This window comes from Candidatus Spongiisocius sp. (assembly GCF_965221825.1).
GTDB lineage: Bacteria > Actinomycetota > Acidimicrobiia > Spongiisociales > Spongiisociaceae > Spongiisocius.
Genome location: NZ_OZ244917.1, coordinates 435,317 through 447,004 on the forward strand (window position 1 = coordinate 435,317; position 11,688 = coordinate 447,004).

Sequence of the window (11,688 nt, forward strand, 5' to 3'; positions counted from 1 at the left end):
GACGCGGCTGCGGCGCCGGCCATATGCCTATACCGCCACGAGTCCGAGTAGCCTTCGGCCCCATGCTGGACAAGGTTCTCGCATCGACGCGCCGCCGCCTTCCCGGGGTTATCGCGCGCCAGGACGATCTACGCCGGACCGTCCGGGATATGCCCCCCGCACGAAGGTTCGCGGAAGCTCTGACGGCGCCCGGCCTGTCGGTCATCGCCGAGTTCAAGCGCGCCTCTCCCTCCAAGGGAGTCATCAACGCCGGCATGGTTCCCGGAGAGCAGGCGGCGAGTTTCCAGGCGGGTGGTGCGTCGGCGCTCTCGGTGCTCACTGAACCCGATCACTTCCTCGGCGGCCCGGACGACCTCCGGGATGCCCGCGAAGCGGTGAGCCTGCCGGTACTGCGGAAGGACTTCACGCTCGACCCGGCCCAGGTCTGGGAGACGCGGGCGATGGGAGCGGATGCGGTGCTGCTGATCGTCTCCCTCCTAGACGACCCGCTCCTGTCCGCCCTGATCGAGACCGCCACCGAGGCCGGCCTGACCGCCCTCGTGGAGGTCCATGACCGGCTGGAGGCCAAGCGGGCCACCGAGGCCGGCGCCACCGTCATCGGGGTCAACAACCGCGACCTGCGCACCTTCCGGGTCGACCTGGCCACCTCCGAGCGGATCGCGCCCCTCCTCGACGATGTCGACGTCCGGGTGGCGGAGAGCGGCGTTCACGGCCCGGCCGACGCGGCCCGGCTGCGGGACGCCGGCTACGACGCGGTGCTGGTGGGCGAGTACCTGTCGAGGGCCGAGGACGCCGGCACGGCCGTCCGCGGCCTCAAGGCGCTCCCATGACCTGGGTCAAGGTCTGCGGAATGCGCACCGTCAGCGACCTGGAGGCGGCCGCCGAGGCCGGCGCCGACGCGGTCGGTCTCGTGCTGGTCGATGGTTCCCCCCGCCGTCTCACGGTTGCGGAGGCCTCCCGGCTGGCCGGGGCGACAGCCCTCCCGGCAGTGATACTGACGGCCGATACCAGCCCCGACCGGCTCCTCGAGCTGGTCGAGCAGGTGGGCGCCTCGGGTGTCCAGCCCTATGGCAAGGATTCGAGCCGGGCCTCCGAGGCGGCCGGAGAGGCCGGGGCGTTCGTCCTCCGACCGGTGCGCGCCAGGGGACCGGTGAACCTGGAGCGCTTCCCGGAGAACCAGACCCCGCTCCTCGACGCCTATTCGCCGGACCGGCTCGGCGGTACCGGCAGGACCGTCCCCGCCGAGTGGCTACCGCCTGAGGGGGCCCGGTACGTGCTGGCCGGAGGTCTGGACCCCAGCAACGTGGCAGGCGCAGTAGCCCGCTACCGTCCCTGGGGTGTGGACGCCTCGTCCGGACTCGAGTCATCACCGGGCGTGAAAGACCCTGCACGGATCATCGACTTCGTACGCAACGCCAAGGGGGTCGGCGAATGACGTCAGCCACGGGTGGTCGAGCCACCCTCCGCCTGGACCGCCCGGACGAGCAGGGCCGCTTCGGCGACTACGGCGGGATGTTCGCTCCGGAGACCCTGATGCCGGCCCTGCAACGGCTGGCCACCGACTTCGCCGATGCGTGGGCGGATGCCGGATTCGTAGCCCACTTCCATGACCTCCTGGAGAAGTACACAGGGCGGCCCACGCCGTTGCACGCCGCCGATCACCTGTCGGAGGAAGCCGGGACGAGGGTGCTGCTCAAGCGCGAGGACCTGGCGCATACCGGCGCCCACAAGATCAACAACGCCATCGGCCAGGCCATCCTGGCTACCCGCACCGGCAAGACCCGGCTCATAGCCGAGACCGGCGCAGGGCAGCACGGGGTGGCCACCGCCACCGCCGCCGCCTACGCCGGTCTGGAATGCGTGGTCTATATGGGAGAGAAGGACATCGAGCGCCAGTCCCTCAACGTCCAGCGCATGCGCATGCTCGGCGCGGACGTGGTTCCGGTCTCAGCCGGCGCGGCCACCCTCAAGGACGCAGTCAACGAGGCCATGCGGGACTGGGTGCGCACGGTGGAGACCACCCACTACATCATCGGCTCGGCGGTCGGGCCCCATCCCTTCCCCTGGATGGTGAGGGAGTTCCAGAGGATCATCGGGGACGAGAGCATCCACCAGCTACAGGGAGAATCCGTCGATGTGGTGGTGGCGTGCGTGGGGGGCGGTTCGAATGCCATCGGCATGTTCTACCCCTTCGCCGGGCGTGACGGAGTCGACCTGGTCGGTGTCGAGGCGGCGGGCCACGGGATCCAAACCGGACGGCACGGCGCCTCGATCGGCGCCGGATCGCCGGGAATCCTGCATGGCGCCCGCACCTACATGCTCCAGGACGACGAGGGCCAGGTCCTGGAGGCCCACTCGATCTCGGCCGGCCTCGACTACCCGGGGGTCGGGCCGGAGCACGCCTACTTCGCCGACACCGGCCTGGCGCGATACGTCTCGATCACTGACGAGGAGGCTCTGGGTGGAGTCGATCTCCTCTCGCGAACCGAAGGCATCATCCCGGCGCTCGAGTCGGCGCACGCTATCGCCTGGGTGGCCAAGGATGCCGCCCGGCTGGCAGGGAAGACGGTGCTCATCAACCTGTCAGGCCGAGGCGACAAGGACATGGACATGATCGCGGCCAAGGCAGGTATCGGGTGAGCCGCCGCGGGCTGGACGACCTGTTCACGCGGGTACGGGCAGAGGGGAGAACCGCCTTCCTGCCCTTCATGACCGCCGGGCTGCCCAGCCCGGACCGGACCGTGGAGTGCTTCGAGGCGATGGCGGACGCCGGCGCGGACGCCTTCGAAGTCGGCATCCCCTACAGCGATCCCATGATGGACGGGCCGACCATTCAGGTGGCCAGCGCCCGCGCCATCGAACAGGGTATGACCCTCAAGGGCGGGTTCGACGTCCTCCGCCGGGTGGTCGATGCGACCGGCAAGCCCTCGCTGGCCATGTCCTACGCCAACCCGGTGTTCCGGCTGGGACCGGATGAATTCGCCCGCCGGGCCGCCGATGCGGGCGCCGCAGGGCTGATAATCGCCGATCTTCCCCTGGAGGAGGCGGCGCCGGTGGCCGAGGCATGCGACCGATCCGGAATCGGCCTGGTGCTGTTCGCGGCCCCCACCACCCAGGACGAGCGCCTGGAACGGATCGCCGAACGTGCCCCGGTGTTCATCTACGGGGTCGCCGAACTGGGCGTGACCGGCGAACGGGACGAGCAGTCGGACCACCCCAGAACCTTGGCCGCGCGAATCCGGGCCATAACGCGCGTGCCGCTGGTGATGGGTGTCGGCATAAGCACGCCTGCCCAGGCCGCGGCGCTGGCGCCGGACGTGGACGGGATCATCGTGGGCTCGGCCCTGGTGCGCCGGGCGCTCCAGTCCCCCCGTCCGATCACCGACATAGCCGAAGCCACCAGGAGACTGGTAGACGTCCTGTCCGATTGACCGGCTCGGCCGTTAACCGGCGCCCCTCGCGCGCGTGCCGGGCATCCGCATGACCGACACGAAGGCCTCCGGCGGTATCTCAACCCGTCCGATAGCCTTCATGCGCCGCTTGCCCGCCTTCTGCTTCGCCAGCAGCTTGCGCTTCCGGGTGACATCTCCGCCGTAGAGCTTGGCGGTCACGTCCTTGCGGAAGGCCTTGACCGTCTCGCGGGCGATGATCCGGCTTCCGATCGCCGCCTGGATGGGGACGTCGTACTGCTGGCGCGGGATCAGTTCCATGAGCTTCTCGGTCATCTGCCGTCCGTAGTGATAGGAAGAGTCCCGGTGGACGATCGCGCTGAAGGCGTCTACCGGCTCGTGATGCAGCAGGATGTCCACCTTCACCAGATCGGCGTCCTCGTAGTGTCCGGCGTCGTAGTCCAGGCTGGCATATCCCTGTGTCCGGCTCTTGAGCTGGTCGTAGAAGTCTGTTACCACCTCGGCCAGCGGCAGGTGGTAACGGAGTTCCACCCGTTCGGGAGACAGGTACTCCATGCCCTTGATGCGGCCCCTGCGGCCCTGGCAGAGATCCATCAGACGGCCGGTGTAGCGGGCCGGGCTGATGATGCTCGCCGCCAGGATCGGCTCGGCGATGGACAGCACCTCGCCGGCGGGAGGCATCTTGGCCGGGCTGTCAACGGGAACTTCCTCCCCGGCCGTCGTCCGCACCCGATACTCCACCGACGGCTTGGTGGCGATGATGTCCAGGGCGAACTCGCGCTCGAGGCGCTGGGTGATGATCTCCATGTGCAAGAGGCCGAGGAAGCCACACCGGTAGCCGAACCCGAGTGCGGTGGAGGTCTCCGGCTCGTAGCTGAAGCTGGAGTCGTTGAGGCGTAGCCGGTCGAGGGCGTCTCGTAGTTCGGGATACTCGTCCCCGTCCAGGGGATAGAGGCCACAGAACACCATGGGTTTGGGCTCGCGATAGCCCGGTAGGGGGGTGGAGGCTGGATGGGCGGCGTCGGTGACGGTCTCGCCGGGACGGGCCTCCGCCGTGTTCTTGACCCCGGATATGAGGTATCCCACCTCTCCGGGGCCGAGCTGCTCCACGGGAACGGCGGACGGCGTGCGCACCCCGATCTCCTGGAGGTTGTACATGGCGCCGGTCTGCATGAAACGCACCCGCGAGCCGGTACGCAGCGTGCCCCGCACGATCCGGATCGAGCTGATGACCCCCCGGTAGCTGTCGAAATGGGAATCGAACACCAGGGCCGCCAGCTCCGCATCCTCATCGCCGTCCGGCGGCGGTACGCGCCGGCAGACCGCGTCGAGGAGCCCGGCAACGCCCTCGCCGGTCTTGGCCGACACCCGTAGCACCTCCTCGGCCGCTATTCCCAGGACCTGCTCGATCTCCTCGGCCACCCGGTCGGGATCGGCGGCGGGAAGATCGACCTTGTTGAGAACCGGCACCACGGCCAGGTCGTGATCCAGCGCCAGCGCGCAGTTGGCCAGGGTCTGCGCCTCGATGCCCTGCGAGGCGTCGACCAGCAGGATCACCCCCTCGCACGCCGCCAGGGACCGCGATACCTCGTACCCGAAGTCGACGTGGCCCGGCGTGTCGATCAGATTGATCCTCCACGGCCCGTACTCCAGGCGGACGCTCTGGAGCTTGATGGTGATACCGCGCTCCCGCTCGAGATCCATATTGTCGAGGTACTGGGCTCGCATCCGGCGTGCTTCCACAGCCCCGCACAACTCCAGGAATCGATCCGCGAGCGTCGACTTGCCGTGGTCGATATGAGCAATGATGGCTACGTTGCGTATGCGAGATTGATCCATGCCTGCGGAGGGGGGTCGAAAAACCGAATCCTGGGAGGCTCGCCGGTCGGGCAAACCACGGTCCTAGACCCAGGCTAGCCAGCGAACCCGCACGTCCCGGCCTCGAGTGACCCGCGGGTAAGATCATCTCCAGCCGGGATGGCGGAATTGGTAGACGCGCCGGACTCAAAATCCGGTGCCCCTTGGGGCGTATGGGTTCGAGTCCCATTCCCGGTACCGGCAGTGGTCAGTGGCCCGTTGCCAGTGGCCAGTGGCAACACGGGAAGTAGTCAAGTTCCTCGCCCCCGGACCTAGTGTCTTGCTCCTAACAGTCCCGTGTTACAAGTTCCACTGACCACTGACCACTGACCACTGGGCACCGACCACTGCCACGCTACGATCATCGCATGCCCACCCTGGCCCTCCTGGACGGCCATAGCCTCGCCTACCGCGCCTTCTACGCCCTCCCGCCCGACCTCTCCACCAGTTCCGGCCTGGTGACCAACGCCGCGTTCGGGTTCACCTCGATGCTGATCAAGCTGCTCGGCGAACACCGGCCCGACGGTCTGGCGGTGGCCTGGGATGTGGGGAGGTCCACCTTCCGCACCGAGCGCTATCCGGAGTACAAGGCTCAGAGGGAGTCGGCGCCGGACCTGTTCCGCTCCCAACTCCCGTTGATCCGCGAAGTGCTGGAAGCCATGGACGTCCCCCAGATGGAGTGTCCCGGGTTCGAGGCCGACGACGTCATCGCCACGCTGGTGAAGCGGGCTACCGACCTCGGGTGGGAAGTGCTCGTGGTCACCGGAGATCGGGATAGCTTCCAGCTGGTGTCGCCGACCGTGCAGGTGATCTATACCCGCCGGGGCATTTCCGACACGGTGGTGGTGGGTCCCGCGTGGGTCGAGGAAAAGTACGGGATCAGGCCGGGGCAGTATGCGGACTACGCAGCCCTGCGGGGCGACACCTCCGACAACCTGCCCGGTGTCCCGGGGGTGGGGGAGAAGACCGCTGCCCGGCTCCTTTCGCAGTTCGAAGACCTAGACGGGGTCTTCTCGCACCTCGAGAGCTATCCGCCCAAGCTGCGTAGCAACCTCACCGCGCACCAGGACCAGGTCCTGCTCAACCGCCAGCTGATGGCGCTGGTGGACGACCTGGATCTCGAAGTCGATGAGGACCGCATCCGGAGGGACGATCTTGATTGGCAGTCGGTACAGGCGGTCTTCGACCGTCTGGAGTTCGCCACCCTCTGGAAACGCCTGACCGATCAGGAGGGTGCTTCCGTTCCGGTCGAGGAGACGGCCCTCGAGGTGGAAGTCCGGGTGATCGAATCGGCCGCCGAGGTCTCCACACTCGCAGGCACAGCAGGTCTCGCCCTGGAGCCCGTTCGCGAGTCCGGTGAGTTGGCCGGGCTGGCGGTCGTCCCCGTCCTCGAAGAGCCTGCGTTCGAGGGGTCCGCACCCGCGGCCGCGACGGCCTTATACGTGCCGGTGTCGCTTCTCGGTCACCTCGCACCCGTTCTGGCCGATCCCGACGTGCCGTTCTCGGTCTACAAGTCGAAGGAACTGTTGCAGGACCTGCACCGGCTGGGCTGGCAACCGGAGGGATTGGGGTTCGATCCTGAACTGGCGGGATACATCATCGGCCCGGCCGGCCGATCGGAAACGCTGGAAGATCTGGCCTCCCGCTTCCTGGCGGTCGACCTGACGGCGACCGAGAGTGCGGCGACCGATGACGGCCAGGCTGCCTTCGACTTCGGCGGAGGTTTGGACATCGAGGCGGCCGCGGCCAGAGCAATGGCGGTCAGGGACCTGCAGGCCGTGATGGAGGAGAAGCTGCGGGATCGAGGTCAGGTGAGCCTGCTGCGAGATATGGAGCTACCCCTGGTACCGGTGCTGGCCCGGATGGAGCAGCACGGTATCGGGGTCGATAGGGATTACCTCGAGGAGATGGGCGCCGATCTCCGAGCCGACCTCGCCGGGTTGGAAACCGAGATCCACGAACAAGCCGGTACGAGGTTCAACATCAAGTCCAGCCAGCAGTTCGGAAAGGTGCTCTTCGGCGACCTCGGGCTGCCCGTGGTGAAGAAAACCTCCCGGGGGACACCCAGCACCGACGCCTCGGTGCTCCAGAAGCTCGAGGATGCCCATCCCATCGTCGGGCTGGTCCTCCGTTACCGGGAGGTGGAGAAGCTCCGGAGCACCTACGTCAAGGGTTACCTGCCGCTGATCGGACCGGACCGGCGCATCCACGCCCGGTTCAACCAGACGGGTGCTGCCACGGGCAGGCTCTCCTCGGACCGGCCCAACCTTCAGAACATACCGGTCCGCTCCGAACGGGGCCGCACCATTCGTCGGGCCTTCGTGGCGGAGGAGGGCTTCCTGTTCGTGGTAGCCGACTACTCCCAGATCGAGCTCCGCATCCTTGCGCACCTTTCCAAGGATCCCGGCCTGCTTGGTGCGTTCAAGGCGGGTGAGGACATCCACACCGCCACGGCGGCCCGCGTGTTCGGGCTCACAGCCGACACAGTCACGGCCGAGACCAGGCGCCGGGCGAAGGCCATCAACTTCGGTCTCCTCTACGGAATGGAGGCGTACGGCCTCGCCGACCGGCTGAAAATCGGTAGGGCGGAGGCCCAGGAGCACATGGACACCTACTTCCGGCAATTCCCCGACGTGCGCCAGTACCTCAAGGAGATCGTACGAGAGGCCCGCCGGGTGGGCTACACCACGACGCTCTTCGAGCGGCGCCGCTACCTTCCCGAATTGCTGTCGGGCAACTGGCGGACCCGCCAGATGGGGGAGCGGATGGCTCTAAACGCACCCGTTCAGGGGTCCGCCGCTGATGTCATCAAGATCGCGATGGTCGAACTGGACGGCCGCCTGCCCCCCGATGAGGCCCGGATGCTGCTCCAGATCCATGACGAGCTAGTGTTCGAGGTCCGTGAGGACGCTGTCGAGCCGACCGTCCGCCTCGTCCGCGAAGTGATGGAGGGGGTAGTGGAGCTCGACGTACCGCTCACCGTCGATGTGGGAATCGGACCGGACCTGGCCTCTGTCAAGGGGTAGTATGGAGGACGGTTGACGGATACCCTCCTAGAATGTGCCTGCGTGGCCAGGCGGGGAGGTGTTATTCTTCGGCTCGCTCCGTCACCGCAACATACCAGCGGTACGGTTTCCCTGCCTGGAGGTCCACAACCAGCCATACCCAACCCGATCAATCCGGCCGGGCGTGATCCGTTCCGGCCCAGACCCCAAGCCCAGGCCTCCACGCAGAGAAATAGGAAAGATGGAAACTCCCACCGACAAGACAGAGCAAACCCAAGACACCGCCATCGAGAACCCGGCAACATCCCCTGGACCGGTGGTATCCCTTCCGCCCGTTGTGGTGCCGACCGAGATGGTCGCCAACCCGGATGAGGACAACCCGGTTATGGGGCCGCCCGCTATCAAGGCTCGTAGCGTGAGTTCCCTGCCGGACGACCTCGGCCCGGAGGACTTCGAAGCCGCCATTGCCGAGACCGTCCTCGAATTCAAAGAGGGTGACATCCTCGAGGGACACGTCGTCAACATGGGCCAGGACGAAGTCCTGGTCGATATCGGCTACAAGTCCGAGGGCGTCGTTCCGCTCAAGGAACTCTCGATTCGCAAGAACGTCACTCCGGACCAGATCGTTTCGATCGGCCAGAAGATCGAGGTATTGGTCATCGACAAGGAGGACGAGCAGGGCCGCCTGATCCTGTCCAAGAAGCGGGCCCTCTACGAACGGGTCTGGGGCCAGATAGAAGCGGTCAAGGAGCACAAGGGCACCGTTAGGGGCACTGTGATCGAGGTGGTCAAGGGCGGATTGATCGTGGACATCGGACTCAGGGGCTTCCTGCCCGCCTCGCTGGTCGATCTCCGCCGGGTTCGTGATCTCGAACCGTTCATAGGTGAGGACATCGAAGCCAAGGTCATCGAGTTGGACCGTAACCGCAACAACGTAGTGCTGTCCCGGCGCGCCTACCTGGAAGAGGCCCAGGCCGAGCAAAGAGGCGCGTTCCTCAGCAACCTCACGGTGGGCGAGACCCGGACCGGCTCGGTCTCGTCGGTGGTGAACTTCGGGGCCTTCGTGGACCTCGGAGGAATGGACGGGCTGGTGCACGTCTCCGAATTGAGTTGGAAGCACGTCAACCATCCGTCCGAGGTGGTCAAGGTCGGCCAGAAGGTGACCGTCAAAGTCCTGGAAATCGACCACAACCGCGAACGGATTTCCCTGTCCATCAAGCAGACCACCGCCGATCCGTGGCAGGCGTTCAGCCTCCAGCACGAGGTCGGGACGGTCCTCGAGGGAGAGGTGATCAAGACGGTTCCCTTCGGGGCCTTCGTAGCAGTTGGAGACGGCGTCGAGGGCTTGGTCCACGTCTCGGAGATCGCCATGCATCGGGTTGAGTCTCCCGAGTTGGAACTCTCCATCGGCCAGCGGGTCAAGGTCAAGCTGACCGAGATGGACGAGGGACGCCGCCGGGTGAGTTTCTCCATCAAGCAGGCCCTGCCCGAGTTCAGCTCTCGGCCGTCGGGTCACCGTCCTCCCCGCCGCCGGCGCCCAGCCGTGTCCGAGTTCGAGCGAGCGGATGCCCGCGAGGAGAAGCAACCCTCCTTCGATGTGGATGCCTCTCTGGAAGCGATCCTTCAGGAGCTGAAGGAGCGGGGGATCGGCCGCCGGTAGTGATACGGGGCCGGTTATGAACCCGCTGCGGCTGGCCATCGGCGGGGGAATCGGTTCGGGTAAGTCACAGGTGGGCAGGCTGCTGGTCGAGCGGGGCTTCGCGGTCCTGGACGCCGACCGGGTAGGCCATTCGGTCCTCTCGGGGAACCATCCGGTAGCCCGGCAGGTTGCCGAGCGCTGGCCGGAGGCCGTGACCGGCGGGAAGGTCGATCGGCGGTCGCTGGGGCGCATCGTCTTTGACGACCCGGACCAACTCGCAGAGCTCGAGGCGATCACCCACCCGGCCATTCGTAACGGAATCTCCCGTTGGGCCCGGGAGGCAGGGGACCGGCCGGCGGCCGTGGAGATCCCGCTCCTGGCGGACCTGGTCGAAGGCAGCTGGGTGTGGGTGATAGTCGAGACGCCCCTCAAACTCAGGAAGAAACGGCTACGGGAGCGCGGCATGTCGGACGGGGAGATCGAGGCTCGCCTGGCCGCCCAGCCCAGCCACAAGAAGTGGTCGGAAGCGGCCGACTTCGTGATCGGCAACGCGGGGACCCGTGACCAACTAGCCAGGACGCTCGACGACACCCTGGCGCGGATCAGGGCCTCGACGCCCGCCCGGTCTGCCGCCGACCCGACCGGCGCGGGTTAGGTCTTCCCCGGCGTCCGTTCGTCGCGGACGGCCTGACCGACCGTTCTCCGGACGCCGGTACCCGACCGTTTCTTGACCGCCAGCGCCGATAGGGCTTCCATCACCACGCGGTTGGCCGCCATCGACGTCAGGTCGGCGTGGTCGAAGGGTGGCGAGACCTCGACCACGTCCATGCCCGCCAACTCGACCGCACCGGCAATCCGCCGGACCGCCCGCAGGAGCTCGCGGGTACTCATCCCGCCGGGCTCGGCCGTACCCGTCCCGGGGGCGTGGGCAGGGTCGAGAACGTCAATGTCCACGCTGAGATACACGGCATCGGCGCCGTCGAGTGCCTCGTCGATCGCCCTGTCGACCACTGCCTCGGCGCCATCCTCCTCGATCTCGGTGATGAAGTGCGACCGAAAGCCCTTCTCCTTCATCCAGGCCAGGGTCTCCCCGTCCGGCCAGTAGCCCCTGAGCCCGACCTGGACGAAGTTGGGTCCGGCGATCGCGCCCGACTCCAGGAGCTTCCGCATCGGAGCGCCGTGGTTCGCGATCGGTCCGGTGACCTCGCCGGTGTCGGCGTGCGCGTCGAAATGCACCATCCCGATCCTCGCCGGATGGTTGACCTCGGCCACGGCGCTGGCCGCCGGCCAGGTGATGCCGTGGTCACCTCCCAGAACGATGGGCACCGCACCCGTGCCCGCCAGGTCGCGGACCTTCCGGTAGATCATCGCGTAGCCCCGTTCCAGCCACACCGGCTCGATGTTGGCGTCACCGGCGTCTATGACATCGAGGACCTCGAAGAGGTCGACGCCGAGCTGGAGCGAGTAGAACGAGCCGTAGTTGTTGTTCCCCGTCCGTATGGCTCTGGGCCCGAATCTTGCCCCGGGCCGGTAGGTGGTGCCGTCGTCGAGCGGCGCGCCCACGATGACCGCGTCAGGGGCCAGGTCGGCAACCTGCTCGATGTCGGTTACCAGGGGCAGCTTGGCGAACGTCGTGGCCCCCATGTACGCGGGCAGGTCGAAGTCAGGACGCTCCACGAACTCATCGCCGTGCCATCCGTGCATGTTCCCGTAGTCAGGCATCGCCCCTCGACTCGTAGCCCGCGACGAACGATAGACCGTCCCGGCTGTCTCACCA

At 67.0% G+C, this 11,688-nt stretch carries 9 protein-coding genes and 1 tRNA gene; 8 read left to right on the top strand and 2 right to left on the bottom strand.

The window, feature by feature from the left end:
* The first annotated feature begins 62 nt into the window (after window positions 1-62).
* The 4 genes from trpC to trpA are packed head-to-tail and all read left to right on the top strand — an operon-like array spanning window position 63 to window position 3,431.
* The gene (gene trpC / locus ACOQPD_RS01985) at window positions 63-830 is read left to right on the top strand and encodes an indole-3-glycerol phosphate synthase TrpC (protein ID WP_420613231.1); all 768 of its coding nucleotides are present in this window, start codon (window positions 63-65) and stop codon (window positions 828-830) included.
* Window positions 827-1,435 (top strand): phosphoribosylanthranilate isomerase, encoded by a 609-nt coding sequence (locus ACOQPD_RS01990; protein ID WP_420613232.1) that lies wholly within the window; start codon window positions 827-829, stop codon window positions 1,433-1,435. The genes trpC and ACOQPD_RS01990 overlap by 4 nt, the downstream gene beginning before the upstream one ends.
* On the top strand, window positions 1,432-2,640 hold the full coding sequence (trpB, locus tag ACOQPD_RS01995; RefSeq protein WP_420613233.1) for a tryptophan synthase subunit beta: 1,209 nt from the start codon (window positions 1,432-1,434) through the stop codon (window positions 2,638-2,640). Before ACOQPD_RS01990 ends, trpB begins: the two co-directional genes overlap by 4 nt.
* A complete protein-coding gene (trpA, locus tag ACOQPD_RS02000; protein ID WP_420613234.1) occupies window positions 2,637-3,431 on the top strand; it encodes a tryptophan synthase subunit alpha in 795 nt (264 codons plus the stop codon). The genes trpB and trpA overlap by 4 nt, the downstream gene beginning before the upstream one ends.
* 12 nt (window positions 3,432-3,443) lie before the next feature.
* On the opposite strand, the gene lepA is transcribed toward trpA, so the two are convergent.
* Window positions 3,444-5,303, bottom strand: coding sequence for a translation elongation factor 4 (gene lepA, locus ACOQPD_RS02005; protein ID WP_420613235.1), 1,860 nt, complete (start codon window positions 5,301-5,303; stop codon window positions 3,444-3,446).
* Window positions 5,304-5,381: 78 nt separating this feature from the next.
* Here lepA and ACOQPD_RS02010 point away from each other — a divergent pair.
* The 4 genes from ACOQPD_RS02010 (at window position 5,382) to coaE (ending at window position 10,566) form a co-directional block, all read left to right on the top strand.
* Window positions 5,382-5,465 (top strand) — tRNA-Leu (locus ACOQPD_RS02010).
* A 170-nt stretch (window positions 5,466-5,635) separates the two neighbouring features.
* A complete protein-coding gene (gene polA, locus ACOQPD_RS02015; RefSeq protein ID WP_420613236.1) occupies window positions 5,636-8,293 on the top strand; it encodes a DNA polymerase I in 2,658 nt (885 codons plus the stop codon).
* A 364-nt stretch (window positions 8,294-8,657) separates the two neighbouring features.
* A complete protein-coding gene (rpsA, locus tag ACOQPD_RS02020; protein ID WP_420614416.1) occupies window positions 8,658-9,932 on the top strand; it encodes a 30S ribosomal protein S1 in 1,275 nt (424 codons plus the stop codon).
* Window positions 9,933-9,948: 16 nt separating this feature from the next.
* A complete protein-coding gene (gene coaE / locus ACOQPD_RS02025; RefSeq protein ID WP_420613237.1) occupies window positions 9,949-10,566 on the top strand; it encodes a dephospho-CoA kinase in 618 nt (205 codons plus the stop codon).
* On the opposite strand, the gene speB is transcribed toward coaE, so the two are convergent.
* Complete coding sequence (gene speB, locus ACOQPD_RS02030) at window positions 10,563-11,633, bottom strand: agmatinase (RefSeq protein WP_420613238.1); 1,071 nt, start codon at window positions 11,631-11,633, stop codon at window positions 10,563-10,565. The genes coaE and speB overlap by 4 nt on opposite strands.
* Window positions 11,634-11,688: the final 55 nt, after the last annotated feature.

What these genes read in the sequence shown, in the direction of transcription:
- ACOQPD_RS01990 (WP_420613232.1), top strand. Translation starts at nt 827, where the DNA reads ATGACCTGGGTCAAGGTCTGCGGAATGCGCACCGTCAGCGACCTGGAG.
- trpB (WP_420613233.1), top strand. Translation starts at nt 1,432, where the DNA reads ATGACGTCAGCCACGGGTGGTCGAGCCACCCTCCGCCTGGACCGCCCG.
- rpsA (WP_420614416.1), top strand. Translation starts at nt 8,658, where the DNA reads ATGGGGCCGCCCGCTATCAAGGCTCGTAGCGTGAGTTCCCTGCCGGAC.
- coaE (WP_420613237.1), top strand. Translation starts at nt 9,949, where the DNA reads ATGAACCCGCTGCGGCTGGCCATCGGCGGGGGAATCGGTTCGGGTAAG.
- polA (WP_420613236.1), top strand. Translation starts at nt 5,636, where the DNA reads ATGCCCACCCTGGCCCTCCTGGACGGCCATAGCCTCGCCTACCGCGCC.
- speB (WP_420613238.1), bottom strand. Translation starts at nt 11,633, where the DNA reads ATGCCTGACTACGGGAACATGCACGGATGGCACGGCGATGAGTTCGTG.
- trpC (WP_420613231.1), top strand. Translation starts at nt 63, where the DNA reads ATGCTGGACAAGGTTCTCGCATCGACGCGCCGCCGCCTTCCCGGGGTT.